Raw genomic sequence first — 26,357 nt, forward strand, 5'->3', positions numbered from 1 at the left:
ATTTATATTACCCTTTAGTTTACTATTACAAATCCCTGTAAATAAAAACTTGTAGAAGATATACTAGATGAGCAAAAGGCTTTATTCAACACGTTTAAAATAAATGGTAATACATCTTACCTTATATAAAATTGGCTTATTGAGTAAAGTGATTGACTCTAGTCTAAGTAGATTATAAGGGAGTAAATAGTAATGACAATGAAGGCGGTCAAGCAAAAGGATGGTATTGAGACCCCTCAACATTTAGCGCCCTTATCAGATATGCGACCTGCCACCTTGGATAAGATTGAGCAAGCGGTTCGTAAAGTGTTCGCAGGCTTCGACCCTAGTGAAGTAACGATGGCTCAAATTGCAAAGTCTGCCAACGTTTCATTGCAAACGCTCTATAAATACTTTGGTGATAAGCAAACCCTGTTTAATACAATTATGGATATCGTGCTTGGTAGGCTGGCTGAGCGAATCATGGATCACTTACAAGGGATTGATAGCGTAAAAGATCGATTGCGCAAGACACTCTGGGTATGTTTTGATTTTGTCGACAGCCATCCAGATGCAGTGATGGTGCTGTCCTCGATATCGGTATCCCGCATTCGCAGTATTGCTATTTATGAGAATAAAGAGCTGATTGGTGCATTTTTGGATGTATTAGAAGATGGGCAAAAACGGGGTGTATTGAATGACAGTGTGCCGCTATATATTTTGTTTGATGTGTTTATGGGTTTTATCAGCCGTCTAGGTTTTATGCATATTATGCGGCAGACCAATACGCCGATAAACACAGAATTTGACGCGCTATTTGTGATTTTATGGCGAGCGATATCTAAGCCTGAAACAGAGAAAGTGTAATGGTTTATCGCCTAGACCATATTAGAACCTGACTTTCTAACAGCGTCTCCAATCTTAACTTTTATCGTTAGACAGTCATTTTAACTAATGAAAACAGTAAAAAGGGTCATTACTGTTAAGTTTATTGTTATTAATCTCAGTTTTATACAGATAACTACAGACACAAAAAAGCCCAAACGCTTTAAACGTATGGGCTAATTGGTCATTCTCGAACTTACTTGTACTGCTAATTGGTACCGGTGGTCGGACTCGAACCGACACGCTTTTAAAGGCAACGGATTTTGAATCCGTCATGTCTACCAATTCCATCACACCGGCGTGTTAGGTGATAAAGTTTATATACTGCAAACATTATCGAATTGGGCTACAGGGTTATCTCTGTATAGGCTGCGTATTATAGCAGCCTATTTTTGAGCGTCAAGAATTATTTATTGTATTTTGAATAAAAGTTTAGATTTTAACCAACGAAGGCGCGTTCAACCGCATAATCTGCCTGAACACCCATACGCGGTGATACTGTTAGACCAAAATCATTCAAAATAGCTGAGACTTCAGCATTAAATGGCATACTACCGCAGATTAGGACGCGATCATCTTCCTTGTTCATCGGAGGCAGTCCGATATCTTCAAAAAATTTGCCAGATTTCATTAAGTCGGTAATACGACCAGTGTTTCTAAATTCTTCGCGAGTGACCGTTGGGTAGTAGATGAATTTCTTACGGAAATCTTCACCAAAAATTTCATCATTCGGCAGCTCGTTTTCGAACATGTCACGATAAGCCAAGTCACTAATACCGCGCACACCATGCACTAATATGACCTTTTCGAAACGCTCGTAGACTTCAGGGTCACGTGCTAATGCTAAAAATGGTGCAACACCTGTACCAGTTGAGAGCATATAAAGGTTTTTACCCGGTAATAGATCATCTAATACCAAAGTGCCCGTTGGTTTTTTACTGACCAATAGCTCATCACCAACTTTGATATGTTGCAGACGAGACGTTAAAGGACCGTCTTGCACTTTAATGGAGAAAAACTCCAAATGCTCTTCATAGTTAGGACTGGCAATCGAGTAAGCGCGCAGCAACGGCTTGCCATCAACGACCAAACCAATCATCGCAAACTCGCCATTGCGAAAGCGCAAGCCGTCGTCGCGTGTGGTTTTGATGCTAAATAGTGCATCATTCCAATGATGAACCTCTGTAACCGTTTCGGTGCGAAGTTTTGACATAAATTCCTCGTTAGTAAGTGGTAATCTGTATCAATCTAAATAAATGCTGAATACCCATTTTTCATGATAAAGTCAAAATGGTGCAAAATTTTAATAGAAGATGAATGCTATCAATGCTAATTAAGCCATCACTCTGTTATTTTAACATTATTATTCGGCGTTATAAGGTGATGCGGCGCGCATGACCGCGATTTTTAAGCCATTAATGATGAATGCAAGCCATTCTCAATAAATTTCTCGCTCATCATAACAAACTTTAAAATAAAAATCCGTCAAGCGGCTTTGGTATAGCATGATAAAATGGAATATCGTTAGTGAGTTATTATCTATAATTAGTCACAGATGGCTTGTATAGCGCTTATGTGGAACTATAAAACCTTGTTTTTTGGATTTGATTTATGTCTTGTCAGACTGCTTCTTCATTGAGTAATCATATAGCACCAATTATCGGCTACCATCGTGCGCCGCTTTCACAGAAGTTTGGCGCGCCAAGACAGCCAAATCTGGTTGCATTGACCAGCGTGATTGAGATGATTGCGCCTTATGATACGCCAGCTGCGTTTGTTGGTTTGGAAGATTTTAGCCATATTTGGGTCAGCTGGCAGTTTCATCACAACTATTTGTATAAAGATAAACAGGCTAATAAAGCGGATAGCAGCTTTCGTGCGCAAGTGCGACCGCCGCGTTTGGGCGGCAATCAAAAGATAGGCGTGTTTGCCAGTCGCAGTATGTATCGACCCTCAGCGCTTGGATTGTCTGTGGTTAAGCTTGAAGCTATTGAGATTGTAGAAGGACGGGTGCTACTTATCATTAGCGGTGCTGATATGATAGATGGTACGCCAATCATCGATATCAAGCCTTATGTGGCTTATAGTGATGCGTTACCTGATGCACAAAGCGGCTTTGCGCCCTCTGCGCCGCATTTGTTGGATGTGACTGTCACTAAAGTTGCCTATGAGCAGTTTGTGCAAATTATAGACAAGCAACATACTCATAATGAAGCAGAAAAAACCGCTCACAATGAAAAAGCAACGATAAAAGCGGTCATTGATAAAATACAGAAACAGTTACTTATATCTGATCTCGATAATATCAAAGCATTGATAGCCCAAGACCCACGCCCTGCCTATCGTCGTAAAGAGACACATACACCATTTATCATGCGCTATAAATCTGTTGATGTAAGTTTTCGGTTGATAGATCCAGGTGAATTACAGATAACGGATATCGACACAATATAGTCTAAGAGGTAAGATGAATATCGACATTGCACAAATGCTTTAAACCATAAAAGAAGAAAAAATATGCCTGCTCAACAGTATTCGATAGTAATTGATTTGCGTTGGTGCCTTGATGAGTTGCTGGCAGATCGAGTGATAGACCAACGGGGTTATAATCTCGTCATTACCAGCCGCCGCACTAAGGGTCAGCATCCGCTATTGACTATAAGTGAGTTTGGTCTGCCTAATAGTCATGCACTTGATAATAATACTGAAAATAAATTAACTTTGGCATGGCTCAATCAATGGTTGGCTGCCAAAGCAGATATGCCGCTTGTCCGTATTGACCCGTTAAAAGTCGATGTACCGGCAGTGACGCAGCTGATGTCGTTTGAGTATGCACGATCGCAGCATATTTTGCCGATTGAAGTAACGCTTGATGAGGTGGTTATAGGTACCGATCAGCCATTTTATACCGATTGGCATGGCAATATTGAAAAGCTCATTAAGTCAAAAAGCTATCGTACAGTCTTTATTAATCCTGAACAAATCAATCGCTATCGGCAAGAATTTTACCAAGTCACGCAAGCGATTGCAGGGGCGAACTCACTACATAAACGTGCCGCATCTGATATCACTAATGTTGAAGCACTATTACAGCTAGGGGACAATACCAACCCCGATGCCAATGACCAACATATTGTCAAAGTCGTCGATTGGTTGTTGCAATATGCCTTTGAGCAGCGCGCCAGTGATATCCATTTAGAGCCACGTCGTGAGACGGGCAAGGTGCGTTTTCGCATTGATGGGGTGCTGCATAGTGTTTATGAGATGCCACTCGCTATTATAGTGGCGGTAACGGCACGTATTAAAATCTTGGGACGGCTCAATGTTGCAGAAAAACGCAAACCACAAGACGGGCGACTAAAAACACGTACACCAAAAGGCTTAGAGACGGAGCTGCGTTTATCCACGATGCCGACTGCCTTTGGTGAAAAGTTGGTTATGCGGGTATTTGACCCTGAGGTACTAGTACGCTCATTTGCTCAGCTTGGTTTGTCAGGTAAGCAGCTGGAGACTTGGCACGAGCTGACCGCGCATCCAAATGGCATTATATTGGTTACCGGTCCGACGGGTTCAGGTAAAACGACCACTTTATATAGTACGCTCAAGCAGCTCGCCACTGAGCAAGTCAATGTCTGTACTATTGAGGATCCGATTGAGATGATTGAGCCGGCTTTTAACCAAATGCAGGTCAATCCAGGGGTTGATTTACATTTTGCTGATGGTATTCGCTCTTTAATGCGTCAAGACCCTGATATTATTATGGTTGGTGAGATTCGTGATGCTGAGACCGCCAATATGGCAGTCCAAGCGTCTTTGACAGGGCATTTGGTGCTCTCAACCTTACATACCAATGATGCGCCAAGTTCAATTACTCGACTGCACGATTTGGGTATTCAGCCTTTTTTGACCTCAGCGACTATCTTGGGCATCATGGCACAGCGTCTGTTACGGACATTATGTCCACATTGTAAGCAAGCCGTGGATGTTACGGCAGATAGCGAGATTGCTATTCAATGGCAGGAGTTGGTTCAGCCATGGCGCGCCCCAGTGCCAGCACAAGTTTATAAAGCGCAGGGTTGTGAACACTGTCGCCATACCGGTTATCAAGGTCGTATTGGTCTTTATGAGATTATGCCATTATCGAATGAGTTGAAAAAACTGGTCGCTGCTGATGCCAATCTGGATGTATTAAAGCAGCAAGCATACCGTGAAGGCGTACAGCCATTACGCCTATCGGGTGCGAAGCGTATTAGTGAAGGGGTAACGACCATGGAAGAGGTGATGCGCGTGGTACCTTTGCATTAGTAGAGAGCCGCTATATTAAAAGATGCCATTGCATTAAAAGTAAGTTTGTTAAGCAGTGCTTGAAAAGTGCCCGCTTCAAAACAATAAATACCATACAAATTGAAATTTTTATCCCAATAATTTTTAAAAATGACTATAACGAGATTGTTTATGTTTACCGATAGCCACTGCCATCTTAACCGTTTAGATTTGACCAAATACGATGGTCAATTGTCTGGCGCAATTGCCGCGATGAAAGAAGCCAATGTCACGCGCGCGATGGCAATTATGTGTGATTTTGCTGAATATGATGAGATTGCCAATATCGTCAGCACCTACGGCGATGAAACGCTCAATCTTGGCATGAGCGTTGGTATTCATCCTTGTGAAGATATCAGCGTTTTACAATCTGCAACCGTTGAACGTTTGATAGAAACGGCTAGCGCTGACCATGTGTGGGCAATAGGGGAGACGGGACTTGATTATTACTGGTCGACAGAAAATAAAAAAGCGCAACAAGCCAGCCTTGCCCGTCATATTCATGCCAGCCAAAGCCTAAAAAAACCGCTTGTCATCCATATGCGTGATGCTAAAGAAGATACGATTGATATTTTAAAAGCAGAAGGTGCTGAGCATGGCATTATTCATTGTTTCACCGAAGATTGGGAAACCGCAAAACATGCCTTAGACTTAGGGTTTTACATCTCATTTTCAGGCATTGTCAGCTTTAAAAGCGCGCAAAATATCAAAGATGCGGCAAAAAATATGCCAAGAGACAGGATATTGATCGAAACGGATAGCCCTTATCTAGCGCCTGTCCCCAAACGTGGTCGCCCGAATGAACCAGCTTACGTGCCTTATGTCGCCAGTTGTATTGCAGAGATGTATGATTGCAGTAGCGAAGAGGTCGGTGCACTGACTGCAAAAAACTTTGAGAATTTACTAGCACAGTATCATTAAAATGGTTATGCTATGACCACTCAGTCATTTCTTGCAAGTGGCAGCTGTTTTATGCATGCCGCCTTGCAGCGTTAAATATAAGTACATGATTATAAATGATTATTTAGCAAACATACGCATATTTCTTTATTGTGTTCGTCGCGCAGTCTTTGAAGTATTTGATACTCCGAATGCCGATATGCCAATACGAACTGTGGTCATATGCATGATATTGTCAAGTTTTAGGAGAAGTTATGAGTCGTCAGCATCAATTCAAGGTACGAGAAGAGAATATCTTAGCAATGGCAGAGCAATTGCTACTTGAGTCAGGCGATGGCGACATCACTTTAGACAGCTTGGCAGACCAGCTTGATTTGGCTAAAGGCACATTGTATAAGCATTTCTCTAGTAAAGATGAGCTCTATCTGCGTATTATCATTCGTTATGAAGAGCAGCTGTTTGAGATTAATCGTATTGACGATTGCCCATCAGCAGGCGTCGCTCGTATGATTTTCCAGCAATTATTTAATCCACAAAAAGCCATGCTACTCAATCAAATCGAAGAGCGTTTGGCGGCATCAGTGACAGGTCTTAACCGCTTATTTGGTGAGCTGTATGATATTCGCCGTCAGCGCATGAAGCGCTTGATTGATATCATCAGTGCTTATCTAAAGGATGAGCACAGTAGCTTAAGCACGCGTGATTATCTATCGTCTATCTGGGCAATGGGTCAGGGCGGTGCAGGGCTGTTGAACTCAAGTTTTTATCAGCGTTATTTGGGACGCCGCGACACTCTGCGTTATGCCTTTGTCCAACAAATGCTAGAGCTGCCAAGCCATTACCCGGCGGCTGAGGATGAAGTGATGGATGAGGACATGCAGGAATTGGTCGAACAGATTGATACTGAGTCAGAGGAACATCGCAACACCAATTATTAGGTTTTTACTGTAACGTGAAAACCATGAGTCGTTATTTTATAAAAATCTGTGTTGTTATATGCTATATAGCAGCACATTAACCTTTACTTGATATGATCAATCCTCTCTCCCGTTTTATATCTCACCCAATATAACGTCATTTTTAAAAGAATGACGCCATCCTAGATGACCTCTGTATGTCAAAACTCTCATCATCAATGACACATCATCACACCCAAGCTGGCTTTACACTGGTTGAAATTGTTGTCGTCGTCGTTATTTTGTCTATATTCGCTGGCATGATGAGTTTGTCAGTAGGTAGTAGTGAATCGCGTAAAAATCGTGCTTTTTATGAGCATCTGACGGATTCATTAAGCTATGTTAGGCTGTTATCGGCTGAACGTATGCAGCCGATGGGTTTGAGTCTGCAAGCCAATAAGCAAGGTCAAATTACCCCTGTGATTGTCACTCTATCTAATCCTTATGTGGCTTATCAAACTGATACCTCGGCGTCGTCTAGTGGAGACAGTACGCCTAAGAATTCAATGGAGCTATCTGCCGATTTATCCAGTATGTCTAGTGGGATTAAAGATAAATTACCAACACCAAGCTGGGAGCTTGAGTCCGAAGTCACTTTGCCTGAGCTGCCTGCTGGGGTGAGCTTAGCCATACAAAGCCTAGATGCTGGTAATATGTCAAATAGAGGACAAATCCAAGCACTGCAACCTTGGTTTACAGATCAAACAGTGCCGCAAGTATTATGGTTTGGTACAGGGCAAGCAGCACCGGTGACCATTGAAGTACGCCATAATTCGCGTCTGGTAGGTGAGGTCATTACGATTATGCCCGATGGCAGTGTGTCGATAGGTCAAGGGCAATAACCGATGATAAATAATGACAGAGCCAAACCTAACGACATAAACCGAAAGCCAATCCTATCAAAGCTTGAGAGCGGATTTACCTTGATTGAGGTGATGGTTGCTCTAGCGATTTTAGCGGTTGTGGCAGTGGCTGCGAGCCGTGCCAGTAGTGCTTATTTAAGCTCGGTCGATGTATTACGGACACGTACGCTTGCACATTTTGTTGCCCAAAATGCTGCTGCTGACTTACGTATTCAAGACACCTGGCTAACTGCTAATAGTACCCAAACAATCAATACCCAAGGACGCGACTGGCAAATTACGATGACTGTGAGTCAGGATATAACGCCAGCATTAAAAAAAGTGAATATCGCCGTTGCGCCTATCATAGATGGTCAGACGCGTACCGCAGTCAATGATATCAATGTGATATTGAGCAACTCAAAGCAAGATATAGGTAGTTTGGACTTGACTGGCTCAAACCCAAATGGAGGTAGTCTGTGAAATCGCAGCATGGATTTACCTTACTTGAGCTTATGGTTGCTATGGCAATATTTGCAATGCTAGCAGTGGCAGGCTGGCAGGTGTTTGATAGCGTCAATCGTGCTCGAGAACGTGCCCAGTTCCATGCAGATAATTTAGCCGTTTTGCAATATGCTTATCTGCAGCTACAGCAAGATATGGGGCAAATCATTCCTTATCAAGCAGTAAATACTCAAAGTGCCAGTGCTTCAAATGTTGATAATGCAAATAATAGCAATCAAGAAAATGCACTACAGCCTGCGCCTGAACCTTTTATGAATCTGGATAGGGCACGTGTCAGCTTTGTCCGTTTTGCTGATCCTGATCCTCGATACCAAAGCAGTCCTAGTATGCAGCGCGTCGAATATATTTTTGCTGATGAGCGTTTGATTCGCCGTCAATATGCGAGTGTAGGTGGCAGTGATAGCATCAGCTTGGACAGTGTATTACTTGAAGGGGTGACAGCAGGGCAATGGCAAGCGTATTTGCCAGAAATGAGTACAAAGTTTCCCAATGAAGACAGTAATAGTAACAATGCCAGCTTGAATAGCCAATTTGGACAAGGGGCGGCGTCAACCACTGCTCAGCCTGAGAGTGTGCTGCTACCGAAAGGAGTTGCTATCACTTTCACTTATCAAGATATGCCGATTACCTGGCAGTGGGCGCTTGCTCCGCAGCCAATACCAAATAATAGTGCCAATAAAAAGAATACTCCTGATAATTCTAACGGCAACGGCAACGGCAACGGCAACGGCAACGGCAACGGCAATAGTAACAATGATGCAGCCAATGGCAATGTAGATAATAATTCAGGGAATGGAATTTAATATATGCCAAGCATGCCAGTTATGCCCATGAAAGTCGACTCTCAGCGTGGTGTCGCGCTACTCACCATTTTATTACTAGTGGTTAGTATTACGGTGGTTGCAGGGGCGATGCTTGCCAGCCAAAAAATTGCGATTAGACGCAGCGGTTTGTTGTTTGATCAAAACCAGCTCTTACAAGATATCGATGCCGGTCAGCAACTAGCGGTTACGATGATTCGTGCCGATGCTAATCTAAATGACACTGATAGTACGCAAGATATCTGGGCAAAGCCTGTACCCCCTTATACCTTGGGCACACATAGTATTGGCATTGAAATACGTGATGAAGCCAGTCGCTTTAATATCAATAATTTATATCAAAACGGCGCAGTTGATAGTAATGCTTTGGCAGTGTTTCAACGGCTATTAACCCAATTGAATTTGGCGCCAGATATTGCTATTGCTGTTCTTGATTATCAAGATGCAGACAGTGAGGTTTATCAAGATGGCGGCGATGAAAGTACGGTTTATAACCAGCAGTCTAATAGCTTAGTGGATAACGATTTACCCAATCAACGATTGGTCAATATTGATCAGCTGCAAAATGTGAAAGGCATCAATGCGGAAGTATTGGCAGTGCTACGACCTTACATCACAGTAGTGCCACATTATTTACCTATTAATATGAATACAGCCAGTCCGGTGATACTTGCTGCTCTAATCGACGGCGCGACTAGCCAGCAAATGCAAACCATCGTTGACCTGCGGGAAAAGCAAGTAGTCGAGTCTATTGATGAGATATGGCAGTTGCCAATATTAAGCAGTTTGGATAATAAGCAACGAAAAGCACTAGCGCCACTCCTGGCAGTTGATAGCCAAGCTTTTACGGCACTTATCACTGCTACGGATAATGCAACCGTTAGTCAGGTAAGACAACGCTATGCAACCATCATGATTAGCAAGACTGCTACTGATGTTATGGCAAATAGCAATAACAGCGATAATGCTAATAGCAATAATAAAAACGCTGATAACAAAAAGCCCAAAGAGGTTCGCGTGGTGACGCAACGACTTTGGGCATTTCGACCGAATTTTTGATGATTATCACTAAACGATAATCATCAAAAACAACCAAATATATGTCTTATTAATCACTTAAATGAGTTTCTTCAGTAGATTTCCAATTATAAGCGCCATAAAACAACATCTGTGCTTGGCGCGTACAATTATGTAGCATCAGCTGCTTTCGTTGTTCAATTTCAGCCAAGTCGACTTCATCATCATGATCTTCAGTATAAGTCAGCTCTAGCCAATCAATAATCCAAGAAAAAAACATATTGACCCCAGCCTCAGCCAGCAGTCTACGATCATAAGTATTAATGTGGGTAAAAGCAGGTTGTAAGGCCAAATCGTCTGCTAAGCTTCCCCCATGCTGTTTGATAAGCTCATTGATGGCTTTACGGACGGCGTCCGAGCCACCATAGCGCTCACTGACCAAAAACTGCCAATAGTAGGGTTGCTCACTGACCATATGCAAGAATAGCTGAATACTTTTGGCGATTTGACGCTCAAAGCTGCGTTTACGTCCAATATGCAAACTCTCACTCAAAGTGGCTAATGTACCACCTAACTCTTCAATCACCAAAGCGCGACCGAGCGATTCCATATCATCAAAATGGCGATAAAATGCGGTCGGCACGACACCAACCTCGCGCGTGACTTGTCTAAGGCTAATAGAGCTAAAAGATTGTCCTGTCATACATAAATCGAGCACTGCATTAAAAAAGGCGTGCCGAGTTTGAAGTTTTTTTTGTTCGCGACTGCTCATAATATTTCAAAATTAACTGATAGATGTCTATCATACTCATTTCATTGCAAAAATACGAATGAAATACGCTTAAATGTAGCTTTTAAACAACAGTCCCCCAATGTCCCTGTAGCTCTTGAGCCAATCGATAAGCTTCATGGTCATTCATACCGGTTATAAAATCTAAGACATTGAGCATATTTTGATAAATATTATCTGTTAAAACACGGTGATGCTCATCAAGATGGGGCTTTAGCAACAGGAGCAAACGCTGTTGTTCAAAGGACATCGGTGTGCTTGTCTGATTTGTCCAAGCTAACGGCATAAAAGCATCCAACAGGCGATGCAGACATTGATTGGCCATTAGCTCCATGCGCACTTTACTTGGGTGGTTGAAGATTTTTTCACGTGCTAACTCTTTGGCTTGGGTAATACCATGCTGAACGGTCGCATCACAATGGGTAAATAGACTGCCTTGCAGTGTACCCGCTAGCATCGCATCACTATTATCAACAAATGCATCGGTGACGGTATTGACCAATCGCATCATTGCCCGTGCACGTAGTGATGCCAGATGCTGCCTGACGGACATATGTGTAGGCAGGCTGATAGTGCTAGGACGCTCGCCAATCAGCTCATAGAAGATAGCAGCCACCTCATTGTAGGTAAGCATATTTAGATTGATACCATCTTCTAAGTCTATCAGCGCATAACAAATATCGTCAGCAGCTTCTAACAAATAGGCGAGGGGATGGCGAGCATAACCGTCATGCTGCTCTGAGCGAGGTAGATTCAAGCATGCTGCTAACTCGTCTAACTGTGCGGATTCACTATAAAAGCAGCCAAATTTCTGTGCCTTAGCTGATATCCTGCTGTGCGGAGTACTTTGATGACTGCTTTGAGTGTCATTATTACTATGCGTCGCAAGCCAAGGATATTTCATAAACGCGCCTAGCGTGGCACAAGTCAAGCGCATACCACCTGCATCAGGGTGATGCTCATTACAAATAAGTATACGAAATCCTTGAGCATTACCTTCATAAGCCAGCAAGTCTAATTGCTCATTATTATTCAGATTTTGCAAAATAGCCTGACGGTCAGGATGCATAAACCAATCGCGAATGGCGTATTCTCCTGCATGACCAAAAGGCGGATTACCAATATCATGAGCGAGGCACGCCGCTTGTATAATCACACCCACATCAGCTGGCGTGACACCATCAGGTAAACCACCTTCTAGTTTGTCATGTAGCTTCTCGGCTGCCATGATGCCTAAAGAGCGCCCAATGCAAGAAACCTCTAGTGAATGTGTAAGTCGGGTATGAATGCCCAATTGATTGGTCAATGGATGGACTTGGGTCTTTTGATTGAGTTGACGAAAGGAATGCGAAAACACCAATCTGTCATAGTCTTTATGAAAAGAAGAGCGCGCAGTATCTTGAGCAGGGGCTTTTTTATGACTACCTAAACGCTGGGCACTAAATAGTTTTGCCCAATGTCTACGGCTATTAAGTGGTTTATTGATAGGAGCGATCATAGTGCATAATCCTTTATTCTTATTATTTAACGGCTGTCGCTCCCAGTATAATAAAAAAAGCCAACATCAAGGCTGGCTTTTGGTTGTTCTATGCTAAGACTGTGTAAACATGCTGTCTAGTATTAAAGATTAAGCATTAAACATTAAAACGGAAATGCATCACATCGCCATCTTGTACGATATAAGTCTTGCCTTCTAAGCGTGATTTACCGGCAGCAGCAGCACCTTTTTCACCGTTGTGTTCGATAAAGTCGTCATAAGCAATCACTTCAGCACGAATAAAGCCACGCTCAAAGTCAGTATGAATCACGCCAGCTGCTTGAGGAGCGGTTGCACCAACAGCGACTGTCCATGCACGCACTTCTTTTACACCCGCGGTAAAGTAAGTCTGCATATCAAGCAAATCATAACCACCGCGAATCACTTGGTCAAGACCGGCCTCGAGCATGTCCATCTCAGCCAAGAAGTCTTTTTTATCATCTTCATCAAGCTGGGCAATTTCAGATTCGATTTGGTTACACAATGCGATAACGATAGAATCTTCGCCAGTGGCATAGTTGCGTACGGCATCAAGATATGGATTATTCTCAAAGCCATCTTCGCTCACGTTAGCGATATACATGGTAGGCTTCAGAGTAATTAAACCATAACTTCTGATTAATTTTTTCTCATCAGCATCAAGATTGGCGGCGCGTGCGGCTTGACCTTCTGCTAATAACGGTTCAATTTTTTTGAAGATATCAAGCATAGCGCCAGCGTCTTTATCACCGCCTTTGGCTTTTTTGGTCAAGTTAAAGATCGCGCGCTCAACCGCTTCTAAATCGGCTAATGCCAATTCAGTATTGATGGTCTCGATGTCGTCGATAGGGCTAACGCGACCATCAACGTGTACGACGTTGTCATCATCAAAACAGCGTACCACGTGAGCAATCGCATCGGTCTCACGGATATTGGCTAAGAATTGGTTGCCCATGCCTTCGCCTTTTGACGCACCAGCGACCAAACCTGCGATATCAACAAATTCCATCGTCGTTGGTAGTACGCGCTCAGGGTTAACGATATCAGCCAGTTTCTTTAGGCGTGGGTCAGGCACTGGAACGATACCCGTATTGGGATCTTTGGTACAAAATGGAAAGTTTTCAGCGGCGATACCCGCTTTGGTCAAGGCGTTAAACAGGGTGGATTTACCCACGTTTGGTAGACCGACGATGCCGCAATTAAAACCCATAACATGCTCTCAATATATTGATAATATCAGTTGATATAAGACTTAGTAAAATAGTAAATCAAAATTGGGCGTATTGTAGCAAATTTAACCGAATATGGGTGAGGTTGTTATACTGGTTAATTGGAATTTCATCGAGCAGTATTAGCTGCCTTTTTGGTGCTCATTATTATGCTAAGCTACTGTAGTTGAAGCACTTCAAAATAGACAACGATAGGGTGCTTTTGTTGCCAGAATAGCATTCATTAACTTCTATTTCTCTCTTTAGACATTTAGACTCCTGATGGTTTTTATACGTGAATAGTCTAAGTCGCTGAAAGCAATAGATTTCTACTGTTTTTGTGAGAGCGGATAATAACTGATTCGATAAGCTTGGGGCGTTATTCCACATTCAATCCATTTCTTTTTATAAAGCGGTTTTAAATCACTTTACTTATCTAGCATAGACCTTAGAATAAATGAATAAACCATTAAAAATAGGAGCACTTTAAGGTGCGATTGACCAATTACAGTGATTATGCACTGCGCTCATTAATATATTTGGCAACTAAGCCCGAGCCGACGCTATTGGCAAATATCAGTGATATTGCCAATAGTTATCATATATCTAAAAGTCATTTGACCAAGATTATCCAGCAGCTCGGACAGCTTGGTTATATCGATAGTGTGCGCGGTAAGAATGGCGGTATTCGCTTAGCGCACGCGCCAAAAGACATTAATTTGGGTGAATTGATTAAAAAGATAGAGCCGGATTTTGCTTTGGTTGAGTGCTTTTCTACAAACTCATCGGACAGCTCGATCGCTGATATTAATAGTGCTGTAATAAATGATGAAAAGAACGCTAGCGTCAACGATATGTCATTAAAACTGATTGATGAAACTGTAAGTCACATAGCTTCAGGCTGTATTATCAGTCCGGTCTGTCAGCTAAAACAGGTGCTTGCTGAAGCGTTGACAGCATTTATTGCCGTGCTTGAACGTTATACATTGGCAGACATTATCGAGAATAAGGATGAGCTTGCAGCGTTATTATCATAATTTTCATAACATATTTTCTCTATTTTGAAAGACAATTTAAATAAGACAGGATGTTGTGATCTACTTAGCATCATTGTTAATTTACGATTAATATTATGCTGTTCTAGTGAAAACTATTTAAATTAACTTCAAGATTATTAAAGAGTCATATTATAAAATGCGTTTGCAAAATGAGCGCATCAGCTGTTATGGCAGTTATGTTATTAACAGGTTGCTCAAGTTTAGATATGGTTAGCAACGCCACTCAAGACAGTACCATATAAGTTACCCGACGTTGCAAACAGGGTTTCGCAATAAAAAAGGCTACCTATTTTAGTAGCCTTTTTTATCGTTTATCCAATCAACCATTACGCGTTTTCAAGCTTAGGTCGTGCTTTTGCAATCGCTTTTAATAATGCTTTCTCAAACTCACCGTTTTTAAACTTTACTAAATAAGAATGTGCTGCGCAAAAGTTGCGTACATCGCGCCAGTCATCTGCCAAGTTACTTGCCCAATCACAATACTCTTTGCCAGCATTCGGCTCATTCTTTAGTGCTTTTTTGGTAGTAGGATGTAGCAATAATTCAGGTAACACCGCTTCTAATAGCTTTGTCGGCGGACTCATAAAAGTATCATCGACGTGTAAGCTTTTGCTAGCAGGATGGAATGCCAGCAGCGAGCCTGCATGAATCATCTCATTAGGTGCGATATAGTGAACCCCTTGTGACAATGAGAATTTAAGCTCAGGATAACGCTCAGCGACCACATCACTTTCGACCAAATCGTCTGCCCATTGCACTTCAGGTACTTTTTTATGATGCCGACTACTGCCATAAAAAGTCGCTTGCGGAAAGTCTTTTGCCATTTGCGCGCAATGGACAGTATGAAAGGGGTGCAAATTAAGTACCGCTTCGACATCTTGCCCATTATTAGTCAGTGCCATCACTTGCGCTCGCACGTCATCAGTCAAGGTGTAGCTGTCTAAAAAAACAAATCGTCCAGAGGCAAGCTTAACCAATGAGCATTGTGTACCGATATTCAGCACACCGCCTAAACGAAACGTACCACGAATGTTCCAAAATCCTGCACCCAAATCTATGATTTTATCGCTCATTAATACTCGTCCTTATGGTTTATTTTTTTAACTATTTTAGTGGTTATACGGCTGCTGATATATAAACGCTTATGCCTATGCCTATGCCTATGCCTATGTATAGGTATACAAAGTTTGCCATAAAAAAGATAGCAGGATGTGTATCAATATACGAATGTAGAAATGTATTGATTTGATGTTGTGTTGGCACCGGATCGAAAGTTTGAGTTGTTTATTCTGCTAACAATTTGGTAAGTAATTCATCTATTTCCACTTTAAACTCTTTATCTTCGATTTTATTGGCGGTAATTTTTGCGTTCTGCAGGCTGGTAATTGCAGCTTCTTTTTGCCCCAATTCAACTTGGATAACTGCCATAGAAAATGCAATGGATGACAGATGGTCTTTTGAGTTGATGGCTTTGGCTTTTTCAAGCGCCTTATCATAAATGACCAACGCTTCATCTAACTCTGCAGTGAAGTCGGCTAGCGTTTCCCATTGCTCTGGATGGTCTTTGTCGGTATTTTCATTATCGACACAAATCGCTTTTAACTCGCTATATAGCCAATTAAAGGCTTCTTGATGTCCTTTTCTATCGGCTTCTAGTAGCTTTTCAGCCAAGGTATAAACGGACTTGTATATTTTGGTGTTAATCATGACTTACATCCTTTTTAAAATTAAGCATAGCGTTTTAGGCAACATATGGCTGAAATTACGGGTAACACTGTAGGTAAAATACGGAAAAATCGTTATTTTAACATCATTTGTGTTACTGCTGAACGCCATACATTGGAAGGGACTGTAAAATAGCACCCTACCTACGCTGACTCAAGAGACGATTGAGTTTATCCACGGTTTATTATTGAGCGCTTTATAAGCCCTTTTTATAGTTATAGGCTTATATTTGCAGGCTACTGCCATTATGGTGTTGAATGCTGTTTTGTAACATAGCGCAACCTGTGTTTGTTATGTGCTGTGATAAAATGCAACTTAACTTCTTTGATAATTATTGGCTTTGGAACTCAGCTGTTTTAGTGAATAAGACTTTAATGGAAAATACTGTGATTAAAATTGCCTTCATTAATTTTTTTGATGTTAAGTCATGATTTTTACAGTTATTAGATATTTTGTGTACGATTGCCATATTTCTATCACCCACGCCCAATTAGCCTAAGCTAAATGAGCCTTTTTATAGTCAGTACTCTTTTGAATAATCATATAAATAACAACACTACAAAGATACCCTTTGATTCGCCTTCATGGGTGCTGAAGTTAACTATCGGTCTGATTGGGATGTTCGCCTTTTTGCAGGTGTATTCTATTCAAGCGGTATTACCAGTATTGATGGTAGATTTTTCAGCGACTGAAGTGCAGGCAGGGATGGTTGTTGGCGCAACAGTGATGGCGATTGCCATTATGTCACCGTTTTTAGGGATGCTATCTGATGCGGTCGGGCGCAAATCTTTTATCGTTGGGGCATTGTTGTTTTTAGCGATACCTACTGCTTTAATCGCCCAAAGTCCTAGTATTGGCTGGCTTGGTATGTGGCGCTTTATGCAAGGATTGTCTGTCCCAGGCATTACGGTTGTGACCATTGCCTATATCGGTGAGGAGTTCGAGGGGCGAGCTGTCACAGAGCTGATGTCATTCTATGTCTCAGGCTCGGTACTTGGCGGCTTTATGGGGCGGTTCTTACTGGGGCATCTGCACGAGTTTATTGGCTGGCGTGCAGGCTATTATGTGATGGCAGCGATGACGCTTATCGGTGCACTATGGGTTGGCAAGATGTTGCCATCGTCGCGGCATTTTGTAGCCAATCCAAATTTTCGCTCAGCGATGCAGACGCTTGGTGAGCATTTGACCAATCGTTATGTGGTAACCGCATGTTTGCTCGGTGCTTGTGTGCTTTTTTCGCTCGTTGGTTGCTTTACCTTTATCAATCTACATCTTGCTGGCACGCCTTATGAGCTTAGCACTGGCGCGCTTGCCAATATTTTTGCGGTGTATTTAATCGGAGTGATTATCACGCCATTGTCGACGACATTATTACGTCGATTTGGGGCAGCACGCACTGTTCGAGTGGCAGTAATTTTTTCGATGCTTGGTGCGTTATTAACGCTGGTCACGCCATTATGGGGCATTATTATTGGGCTTGCCATTATGTCGTCAGGCGTTTTTGTTACCCAAGCAGCAACCATTAGCTATATCGCCGTCAATGTCAAAAACGGACGTTCATTAGCCTCAGGTTTATATTACATGGCTTATTATGCGGGCGGCACGATGGGCGCATGGCTGTGCGGTATCGTTTATGCACGTGGACAATGGTCATTAACCGTTTGGCTATTACTATTTGTACAAGTATTGGCACTTTTGGTCGCAAGTTTTGGCATGATAAAAACAAAACCGCGTCCTGCTTAATGCCAGACAAGCTAACACCAGACAAACCAACATAAGAGATAAAATAAGCTATCACAAGCTAAGCAATCGAGAAACGATTATTTTCGAACAATGAGTATTGTGCCACTTATGTGTCATGCCTTTACATGACGCTGGTTTTTTCTTACTATCAAGAGGTTATTGATAAAAACATCACTATGTAATCACGACTGATATCCAATCAATTGGTTTTTATCTGCACTCAAAAATACTATAAACAAGGACGTCAAACTTATGTCAAATATCTATCACAGTGCGCCATCCGCCTATGATTTTCCGCTATTGGTTAAGCAGTTATTAAACCGCGCCAAAACCGTATCACAAGATCAAGAAATCGTTTATGCAGATAAAAAACGTTTTACTTATAAAGACTTATTTAACCGTATCAATCGTTTGGCGAATGTTTTAGACGGCTTAAATCTGGATGCTGGTGATGTGGTCGCTGTGATGGATTGGGACAGTCATCGCTATCTTGAATCCTACTTTGCGGTGCCGATGTCAGAGTATATTTTGCAAACGGTCAATATTCGTCTATCACCTGACAAAATCCTTTATACCATTAATCATGCGAAACCAAAGGTGCTGCTACTCAACTCTGAATTTGCGCCGTTGGTCAAAGATTATCAGTTTGAAAACTCCAGCATTGAGCATATTATTTGGTTAGATGATAATGGTGTGACCTCTGAAGGCGTATTCGGGGGTAACCAGAACCGTGTCAAAGGTGAATATGAGGCGCTACTTGATGCTGCTGATGACCATTTTGATTTCCCAGATTTTGATGAAAATACCATTGCTACAACTTTTTATACCTCAGGTACGACAGGTGATCCGAAAGGCGTGTTCTTTAGCCATCGTCAGTTAGTACTGCATACTCTGACGGAAGCAGCGTCGATTGGTATGTTGCCAAATAAACAAGGCGTCAGCTATGGTGATGTCTATATGCCAATGACCCCGATGTTCCATGTCCATGCGTGGGGCTTTCCGTTTACAGCTACTATGACAGGTCTAAAGCAAGTATATCCTGGTCGTTATGCACCCGATTTGTTGATGGATTTGATTATCAATGAAAAGGTCAGCATCACCCACTGTGTACCGACAATTTTGCAAATGGTACTCAAAGAAGCGCAAGACCGCGGTACCAGCTTTAATGGTCTAAAAATGATTATTGGTGGTTCACGATTGACAGAAGGCTTGGCAAAAGCGGCGATGGATCAGGGTATTGAAGTTTATACCGGTTATGGCATGTCGGAGACCGCACCTCTAATCAGTCTGACTGACTTTAGCCTCAATGAGCCCCAGCTGAGTGAAGAAGAGGATATTGCTCGCCGCTGTATGACGGGTAAGCCTGTACTTATGGTTGATGCTCAAGTATGGGGAGAGAACAATCAGCCAGTTGGTACAGGTCAGGACAATACTGGCGAGCTGGTATTACGCGCACCGTGGTTGACCCAAAGCTATTTAAAAAATGATGACGCTGGCAAAGAGCTATGGGAAAACGGCTACATGCATACCCAAGACATCGCCTACATACGCCCTGATGGCTATATCAAAATCACCGATCGCTTAAAAGATGTGATTAAGTCAGGTGGCGAGTGGATATCTTCACTAGAGATTGAGACGATTCTATCGCTACATCCTTCGGTGGCGGATGTGTCTGTGATTGGGGTACGTGATAAGCAATGGGGCGAACGTCCATTAGCATTAGTAGTACTCAAACCAAATTGCCAAGATACCAAAGTTGATGACATCAAAGCGCTGGCAGAGCAGGCAGTAGCCCGTGGTATCATTCCAAAATACGGTATACCTAGTCAGTTTAAGTTTGTCGATGAACTACCAAAGACCTCTGTTGGTAAACACGATAAAAAAGTGATGCGTGAGATGTATGCCAATCAGAGCGAGGTATAGTTTTTTTAAACTAATTCAACTATTAAGCAGATAACAGGCTTAATAGTTGACCTTTATGATTGGCTCTGCTACATTTTAAACCGATACACACTAAATCGATACGTAGTGTATCGGTTTTTTTGATTTAGTAAGGATAGCTGGCCGGGATAGCCAGTCTTATATTATGATATTATCGGACAAATCACATCGCATTACCCATCATTTATGCTAAGGACAGCTATTATGAGCGCGCAAACCGCCACCGCAGTGACCAATCAAACGTCAGCCCCAACATTTCAAGCACTAAATACGACTCAAACCTTTGCTGAGATTTATCAGTCTTCTATTGAAAATAAAGAAGAGTTTTGGGCTGAGCAAGCCAAGCGTATTTATTGGCATAAAGAGCCTGAACAAATCCTTGATGATAGTAATTTGCCATTTGCGCAGTGGTTTGTTGGCGGCGAAACCAATCTTTGCTATAACTGTGTCGATCGTCATCTTGCAGAACGTGCAGAACAGGATGCTTTTATTTGGCTGTCATCAGAGATTAATCAAGAACTCGTAGAAACCTATCCTGCTGTAGTCGATGCTTTTAAAGACTTGGGTAATAACGTTGAGTTCTATACCGACTATACTAAGCGCCGCCTGACTTATAACGACCTTTATAAAGAAGTGAATTATTTTGCCGATGTATTAAAGCGTCACGGTATTGAGAAGGGCGATCGTGTCATCATTTATATGCCGATGATTTTAGAAGCCGCTTATGCAATGCTGGCATGCGCGCGTATCGGTGCAGTGCATTCAGTGGTGTTTGGTGGCTTTGCTGCCCATAATTTAGCCATTCGTATGGATGATGCTGAAGCAAAAATGGTCATCACAGTGGATGCAGGTTTGCGTGGTGGTAAAGTCGTCAATTATAAAAACCTTGTCAATCAAGGTATTGAGCAAGCAACCACCAAGCCTGAGCATGTAGTAGTGGTTAATCGTGGTATTTTGCCGTTTGACGTAAAAGAGCTAGATGTGGATTATGCCACTGAGCGCCGTATCAGCTGTGAAGCCAATGCTATCGTCGAGCCTGTATGGCTTGAGTCTAATACGCCATCGTATCTGCTTTATACCTCTGGTACGACGGGCACACCAAAAGGCGTGCAGCGTGATACGGGCGGTCATGCAGTAGCACTGACCACATCAATAGACTATATCTACGACGGTAAGGCAGGCGAGACGTTTTGGGCGATATCTGATATCGGTTGGGCCGTTGGGCATTCTTATACCATCTATGCGCCATTGCTCGCTGGCATGACCAGTGTTATGTATGAAGGCTTACCGCATCTGCCAAACCCTGGTATCTGGTGGCGAATTGTGGAAGCCAACAAGGTCAATATTTTGTTTACTGCACCGACTGGTGTGCGTATGCTCAAAAAGCAAGATGAGACATGGATGACGCGCTACGATGTCTCAAGCGTCAAATCCTTCTTTTTGGCAGGTGAGCCACTAGATGAGTCTACTGCCAGCTGGCTGACCAAGCATTTGGGCGTACCGATTTTAGACCATTATTGGCAGACAGAATCGGGTTGGCCTATTTTGAGTAATACTCCTAGGTTCGCTGATAAACCGCACAAACAAGGCTCACCTGGCTATCCTATGTATGGCTACGATGCTCAGGTCATCAATGAAGAAACTGGCGAGCCGTGTAAAGCAGGCGAAAAAGGTTTACTGGCGATTCGTGCGCCCTTACCACCGGGTTGTTTGACCACAGTTTGGGGTAATGATAAGCGCTTTATTGATAGCTACTTTAGCTTAGCGGATAGCAATCAATATTCGACGTCAGACTATGCAGTCGTTGACGAGGACGGTTATTTTCATATTCTTGGGCGTACCGATGATGTCATTAACGTCGCCGGTCATAGACTGGGCACCCAAGAGATTGAAGAGGCGATCAGTATGCATGCAGAGGTCGCAGAGTGTGCGGTCGTGGGTATTCAAGATGAGCTAAAAGGCGAGCTGCCGATTGCTTTTTGTGTGTTAAAAGATCATGAACTGGTGGCAACCACTGAAAACCGCTTCCGCCTTGAGCAGCAAGTAATTGGCGCGGTAGTAAAATCTTTGGGTGGTATCGCACGACCTGCTGCGATCTATTTCCCGCAAGCATTGCCAAAGACGCGCTCTGGTAAGATATTGCGCCGTGCCATTCGGGCGTTAGCAGAGGATAAACCCACTGGTGATATGTCTACCCTTGATAATCCAACGGCTATTGATGCGGTCAAGCAATCTATGAAAGATTACTAGGCGCATTTTCAGGCACGTTTTAAAATTACCTTTATCTAAAAAAGCTCATGAATGCTCATGGGCTTTTTTATTGTCGTTAATAGCTTATGGGTTATGGTAGATAAATCGGACATTAACGTTAACTTTACTAAAAGCAGCATAAAGGGCTTGACCCTAAAATTGTTTTATTGTTATAGTCAATAATGATACGAAGTAAATCATTTTAAAATTATATGACAGAATGATAAATTCTAAGTTTTTAAATTTAAAGTTTTAAAACTCAAAGCCTTCAAAATTCTAAGCCGTCACCTAATGGCGGTCTTACAAACAAGATAAGGATATCTTATGCACCACGTCAAGCAGCTCATCAATGGTCAATTTGTTGATTCTAATACTAGCGAATGGATTGATATTACCGATCCTGCCACTCAAGAAGTCATTGCCAAGGTACCGCAAACGACAGACGATGAAATCAATCAAGCAGTCGCTGCCGCTCAAACGGCTTTTCAAACGTGGCGCAAAACACCAATTACCACTCGTGCCCGTATCTTTTTAAAGTATCAAGCACTGATTCGCGACCATATGGATGAATTAGCAGAGATCTTGACTGCAGAGCAGGGCAAGACTATTGCTGATGCGCGCGGTGATGTGTTCCGTGGTTTAGAAGTGGTTGAGCATGCAGCAGGTATTGCAAACCTGCAGATTGGTGACTTTGTTGAAAACGTTGCATCAGGTGTTGATACTTACAGTATTTGGCAGCCACTTGGTGTTTGTGCAGGCATTACGCCGTTCAACTTCCCAGCGATGATTCCACTGTGGATGTTTCCAATGGCGATTGCCACGGGTAATACTTTTATCTTAAAACCTTCTGAACAAGATCCGATGGTTACTATGCGCTTGGTAGAGCTTGCTATTGAAGCGGGCGTACCTGAAGGCGTGCTAAACGTCGTACATGGCGGCAAAGCCACTGTCGATGCCATTTGTGATCATCCCGATATCAAAGCAGTTTCTTTTGTAGGTTCGACCAACGTTGGTAAACACGTTTATGAGCGTGCCAGTCAATCAGGTAAACGTGCTCAGTGTATGATGGGCGCAAAAAACCATGGCGTTATCCTGCCAGATGCCAATAAAGAGCAGACTCTTAATCAGCTAGCAGGTGCCGCATTTGGTGCTGCTGGTCAACGTTGTATGGCATTGTCTGTCGTTGTCCTTGTCGGTGCTGCTGGTGAGTGGATTGATGACATCAAGGCCAAAGCAGAAGGTTTAATCGTCTCAGCCGGTAAGCACGATAAAGATTTGGGTCCACTGATTTCTCCTGCAGCAAAAGCGCGTGTTGAGCATTTGATTGGCACAGGCGTAGAGGAAGGGGCGAGCTTGATACTGGATGGTCGTGGTATTACGGTCGAGGGTTATGAAAAGGGTAACTTCGTAGGACCGACTATTTTTGATAACGTCACTGCAGATATGCAAATCTACAAAGAAGAAATCTTTGGACCTGTCCTGTGTATTATGCGTGCCAATAGCTTAGATGAAGCGATAGAGATGCTGAATGCCAATCCGCATGGTAATGGTACTGCTATTTTCACTCAGTCAGGGGCTGCCGCGCATAAATTTCAACAAGATATCCAAGTCGGTCAAATCGGTATTAACTTGCCGATTCCTGTGCCACTACCGATGTTCTCATTCTCAGGTTCACGTGCTAGTAAGCTTGGTGATTTGGGTCCTTATGGTAAGCAAGCGGTGCAGTTTTATACCCAAACCAAGACCGTTACGGCGCGTTGGTTTGATGATGAAGCAAGTCGCGGCGTCAATACGACTATTTCAATTTAACGCTGAATCACCTATATTTGCACTGACGACTTAACATACCCTATTCAGCACAAGGATGACCCCATGGATTTTTCATTAACCGATGACCAAATTGCCTTTCGCCAAACCGCCAGACAGTTTGCCCAAAAAGAGCTAAAGCCCAATGCTGCTGAATGGGATCGCACCTCGCATTTCCCGATTGATGTCATCAAAAAATCAGGCGAGCTTGGCTTTTTAGGGTTATATACCAACCCTGAGTATGATGGCTTGGGCTTGCCGCGTTTAGATTCTGCCATGGTTTTTGAAGAGCTAGCATGGGGTGATACCGCGGTAGCTGCTTATATGAGTATTCATAATATGGCAGGCTGGATGATTGGTGAGTTTGGCAGTGATGCATTGTGCAAAAAATATTTACCCAATATGGTCAGCGGTGAATGGCTAGGCAGCTACTGCTTAACAGAACCTAATGCGGGTTCTGATGCCGCATCACTGCGTACCAAAGCCGATAAGCAAGGTGAGTATTATATACTGACCGGCGAAAAAACCTTTATTTCAGGCGCAGGCTCAACCGATGTGTTAGTGGTTATGGCTCGTACGGGCGCTGCAGGACCCAAAGGCATCTCAGCATTCGTTGTCGATGCCGATAGTGCTGGTATTGAATACGGCAAAAACGAGCATAAAATGGGCTGGAAAGCACAGCCGACACGGACGATTAGCTTTAAAGATGTCAAGGTGCCAGTAGAGAATCTCATCGGTGAGGAAGGTCAAGGCTTTCGTATCGCTATGAAGGGGCTTGATGGCGGCCGGATTAATATTGGTATCTGTGCAGTAGGGACAGCGCAGTCTGCACTAGAAACAGCAACCAATTACGTGCAAGAACGCAGCCAATTTGGCAGTCCGATTGCTAGCTTACAGTCAGTACAGTTCAAGCTTGCTGATATGCTGACTCAAACCATCACAGCACGGCAAATGCTGTATTTAGCGGCGAGCAAAGTCGACAATAAGGATGCGCAAGCCTCTACTTATTGTGCGATGGCAAAGCGTTTATCGACCGATCTTTGTTTTGATGTAGCCAATGAAGCTCTACAATTACATGGTGGCTATGGCTATCTCAATGAGTATCCGCTTGAGCGTCATGTGCGAGATTTGCGTGTGCATCAGATTTTGGAAGGTACCAATGAGATTATGCGCGTGATTGTCTCGCGTCAGCTTATGCAAGACGAGGCATTGAGCCAGCTGCGCTAATATATTTATATGAATAAAATGATTTTATGATAAGGATGTTTGATCATGACAGATTATACCAACTTAAAACTATCGATTGATGGTCATACTGCAACGCTAACATTGAACAATCCACCTGCTCATACGTGGACGATGGACAGTCTTAAGGCGCTTAAGAAATTGGTTGCTGACCTAAATGCTAACGATGAGGTATATGCGTTAATCGTCCATGGTGATGGCGAGAAATTCTTTTCAGCGGGCGCCGATCTAAATAATTTTGCAGATGGTGATAAAGGTCGCGCGATCAGTATGGCGATAGCCTTTGGTGAAGCGTTCGAAGCATTGTCAGCCTATCGCGGCGTGAGCATTGCAGTGATCAATGGTTATGCGATGGGCGGCGGTCTTGAGTGTGCGCTCGCTTGTGATATCCGTATCGCAGAAGATCATGCTCAAATGGCGCTACCTGAGACAGGCGTTGGCTTGTTGCCGTGTGCTGGTGGTACCCAAAATCTAACGGCTTTGGTAGGCGAAGGGTGGGCAAAGCGCATGATATTGTGCGGCGAGCGTGTCGATGCCGAGAATGCACTACGCATTGGCTTAGTAGAGGAAGTTGCTGCAAAAGGTGAAGGATTACAAACAGCTCAGGCATTGGCGCAGAAAGTCGCTAAACAATCACCAGTTGCGGTCAGTTATTCCAAAACACTTATTCAAGCAGCAAGACACACACCACCTGCGCAAAACCTTATCCATGAACGTGAAGCCTTTGTTAAATTGTTCGATACTGAAGATCAGCGCGAAGGTGTACAAGCCTTTTTAGAGAAGCGTAAGCCTGTTTGGCAAAATAAATAAACGCCATAAAATCAAAC

22 protein-coding genes and 1 tRNA gene are annotated in these 26,357 nt (G+C 43.0%); 16 read left to right on the plus strand and 7 right to left on the minus strand.

Features of this window, described 5'->3' with window-relative positions; translation table 11 throughout:
• Nucleotides 1-192: 192 nt before the first annotated feature.
• Nucleotides 193-846 carry a TetR/AcrR family transcriptional regulator gene (locus JMX89_RS05095; protein WP_201551040.1) on the plus strand — a complete coding sequence of 218 codons (654 nt, stop codon included), beginning with the start codon at nucleotides 193-195 and terminating at the stop codon, nucleotides 844-846.
• Between the two features lie 231 nt (nucleotides 847-1,077).
• On the opposite strand, the gene JMX89_RS05100 is transcribed toward JMX89_RS05095, so the two are convergent.
• Nucleotides 1,078-1,164: transfer RNA gene (locus tag JMX89_RS05100), tRNA-Leu, on the minus strand.
• A gap of 139 nt (nucleotides 1,165-1,303) precedes the next feature.
• Nucleotides 1,304-2,077 carry a ferredoxin--NADP reductase gene (locus tag JMX89_RS05105; protein WP_011513866.1) on the minus strand — a complete coding sequence of 258 codons (774 nt, stop codon included), beginning with the start codon at nucleotides 2,075-2,077 and terminating at the stop codon, nucleotides 1,304-1,306.
• A gap of 398 nt (nucleotides 2,078-2,475) precedes the next feature.
• Between JMX89_RS05105 and tsaA the strand changes: the two genes are divergently transcribed.
• The 8 genes from tsaA to gspK all read left to right on the plus strand — a co-directional run bounded on the left by tsaA (nucleotide 2,476) and on the right by gspK (nucleotide 10,290).
• Entirely contained in the window at nucleotides 2,476-3,318 is an 843-nt protein-coding gene (gene tsaA, locus JMX89_RS05110; protein ID WP_201551041.1) for a tRNA (N6-threonylcarbamoyladenosine(37)-N6)-methyltransferase TrmO, read from the plus strand.
• A gap of 63 nt (nucleotides 3,319-3,381) precedes the next feature.
• Entirely contained in the window at nucleotides 3,382-5,169 is a 1,788-nt protein-coding gene (locus JMX89_RS05115; protein WP_201551042.1) for a GspE/PulE family protein, read from the plus strand.
• Between the two features lie 150 nt (nucleotides 5,170-5,319).
• Entirely contained in the window at nucleotides 5,320-6,108 is a 789-nt protein-coding gene (locus JMX89_RS05120) for a TatD family hydrolase (protein WP_201532291.1), read from the plus strand.
• Between the two features lie 233 nt (nucleotides 6,109-6,341).
• Complete coding sequence (locus JMX89_RS05125) at nucleotides 6,342-7,025, plus strand: TetR/AcrR family transcriptional regulator (protein WP_011513862.1); 684 nt, start codon at nucleotides 6,342-6,344, stop codon at nucleotides 7,023-7,025.
• 176 nt (nucleotides 7,026-7,201) lie between these two features.
• Nucleotides 7,202-7,885 (plus strand): prepilin-type N-terminal cleavage/methylation domain-containing protein, encoded by a 684-nt coding sequence (locus tag JMX89_RS05130; RefSeq protein WP_201532290.1) that lies wholly within the window; start codon nucleotides 7,202-7,204, stop codon nucleotides 7,883-7,885.
• A gap of 3 nt (nucleotides 7,886-7,888) precedes the next feature.
• The gene (gspI, locus tag JMX89_RS05135; RefSeq protein ID WP_201532289.1) at nucleotides 7,889-8,368 is read left to right on the plus strand and encodes a type II secretion system minor pseudopilin GspI; all 480 of its coding nucleotides are present in this window, start codon (nucleotides 7,889-7,891) and stop codon (nucleotides 8,366-8,368) included.
• Nucleotides 8,365-9,213 (plus strand): type II secretion system minor pseudopilin GspJ, encoded by an 849-nt coding sequence (gene gspJ, locus JMX89_RS05140; protein WP_201551043.1) that lies wholly within the window; start codon nucleotides 8,365-8,367, stop codon nucleotides 9,211-9,213. Before gspI ends, gspJ begins: the two co-directional genes overlap by 4 nt.
• A 3-nt stretch (nucleotides 9,214-9,216) precedes the next feature.
• Nucleotides 9,217-10,290: a type II secretion system minor pseudopilin GspK gene (gene gspK / locus JMX89_RS05145; protein WP_201532287.1), complete on the plus strand. Its 1,074-nt coding sequence runs from the start codon at nucleotides 9,217-9,219 to the stop codon at nucleotides 10,288-10,290.
• Nucleotides 10,291-10,339: 49 nt separating this feature from the next.
• Here gspK and JMX89_RS05150 read toward each other — a convergent pair whose 3' ends face one another.
• From JMX89_RS05150 to ychF, 3 genes are all read right to left on the minus strand, one after another.
• Nucleotides 10,340-11,020 (minus strand): TetR family transcriptional regulator, encoded by a 681-nt coding sequence (locus JMX89_RS05150; RefSeq protein WP_011513857.1) that lies wholly within the window; start codon nucleotides 11,018-11,020, stop codon nucleotides 10,340-10,342.
• 82 nt (nucleotides 11,021-11,102) lie between these two features.
• Nucleotides 11,103-12,536: a deoxyguanosinetriphosphate triphosphohydrolase gene (locus tag JMX89_RS05155; protein ID WP_201532286.1), complete on the minus strand. Its 1,434-nt coding sequence runs from the start codon at nucleotides 12,534-12,536 to the stop codon at nucleotides 11,103-11,105.
• A gap of 136 nt (nucleotides 12,537-12,672) precedes the next feature.
• Nucleotides 12,673-13,764 (minus strand): redox-regulated ATPase YchF, encoded by a 1,092-nt coding sequence (ychF, locus tag JMX89_RS05160; protein WP_011513855.1) that lies wholly within the window; start codon nucleotides 13,762-13,764, stop codon nucleotides 12,673-12,675.
• 489 nt (nucleotides 13,765-14,253) lie between these two features.
• Between ychF and JMX89_RS05165 the strand changes: the two genes are divergently transcribed.
• A complete protein-coding gene (locus JMX89_RS05165) occupies nucleotides 14,254-14,799 on the plus strand; it encodes an Rrf2 family transcriptional regulator (protein ID WP_201532285.1) in 546 nt (181 codons plus the stop codon).
• Nucleotides 14,800-15,146: 347 nt separating this feature from the next.
• Here the strand turns inward: JMX89_RS05165 and JMX89_RS05170 are convergent, their stop codons facing one another.
• Nucleotides 15,147-15,893 (minus strand): hypothetical protein, encoded by a 747-nt coding sequence (locus tag JMX89_RS05170; RefSeq protein ID WP_201532284.1) that lies wholly within the window; start codon nucleotides 15,891-15,893, stop codon nucleotides 15,147-15,149.
• Nucleotides 15,894-16,104: 211 nt separating this feature from the next.
• Entirely contained in the window at nucleotides 16,105-16,527 is a 423-nt protein-coding gene (locus JMX89_RS05175; protein WP_201532283.1) for a tetratricopeptide repeat protein, read from the minus strand.
• Nucleotides 16,528-17,049: 522 nt separating this feature from the next.
• Between JMX89_RS05175 and JMX89_RS05180 the strand changes: the two genes are divergently transcribed.
• The 6 genes from JMX89_RS05180 (at nucleotide 17,050) to JMX89_RS05205 (ending at nucleotide 26,340) form a co-directional block, all read left to right on the plus strand.
• Nucleotides 17,050-18,288 carry an MFS transporter gene (locus JMX89_RS05180; RefSeq protein ID WP_265088677.1) on the plus strand — a complete coding sequence of 413 codons (1,239 nt, stop codon included), beginning with the start codon at nucleotides 17,050-17,052 and terminating at the stop codon, nucleotides 18,286-18,288.
• Nucleotides 18,289-18,540: 252 nt separating this feature from the next.
• Nucleotides 18,541-20,211: a fatty acid--CoA ligase gene (locus JMX89_RS05185; RefSeq protein ID WP_201551044.1), complete on the plus strand. Its 1,671-nt coding sequence runs from the start codon at nucleotides 18,541-18,543 to the stop codon at nucleotides 20,209-20,211.
• 222 nt (nucleotides 20,212-20,433) lie between these two features.
• Nucleotides 20,434-22,479, plus strand: a complete 2,046-nt coding sequence (locus JMX89_RS05190) for a propionate--CoA ligase (RefSeq protein ID WP_201551045.1) — start codon at nucleotides 20,434-20,436, stop codon at nucleotides 22,477-22,479.
• 324 nt (nucleotides 22,480-22,803) lie between these two features.
• Complete coding sequence (locus tag JMX89_RS05195) at nucleotides 22,804-24,288, plus strand: CoA-acylating methylmalonate-semialdehyde dehydrogenase (RefSeq protein WP_133104554.1); 1,485 nt, start codon at nucleotides 22,804-22,806, stop codon at nucleotides 24,286-24,288.
• 63 nt (nucleotides 24,289-24,351) lie between these two features.
• Nucleotides 24,352-25,512, plus strand: a complete 1,161-nt coding sequence (locus JMX89_RS05200; protein ID WP_133104555.1) for an acyl-CoA dehydrogenase family protein — start codon at nucleotides 24,352-24,354, stop codon at nucleotides 25,510-25,512.
• A gap of 45 nt (nucleotides 25,513-25,557) precedes the next feature.
• Entirely contained in the window at nucleotides 25,558-26,340 is a 783-nt protein-coding gene (locus JMX89_RS05205) for an enoyl-CoA hydratase (protein WP_133104556.1), read from the plus strand.
• Nucleotides 26,341-26,357 lie beyond the last annotated feature (17 nt).

The organism is Psychrobacter sp. DD43, assembly GCF_904846555.1.
GTDB classification, from domain to species: Bacteria; Pseudomonadota; Gammaproteobacteria; order Pseudomonadales; family Moraxellaceae; genus Psychrobacter; species Psychrobacter cryohalolentis.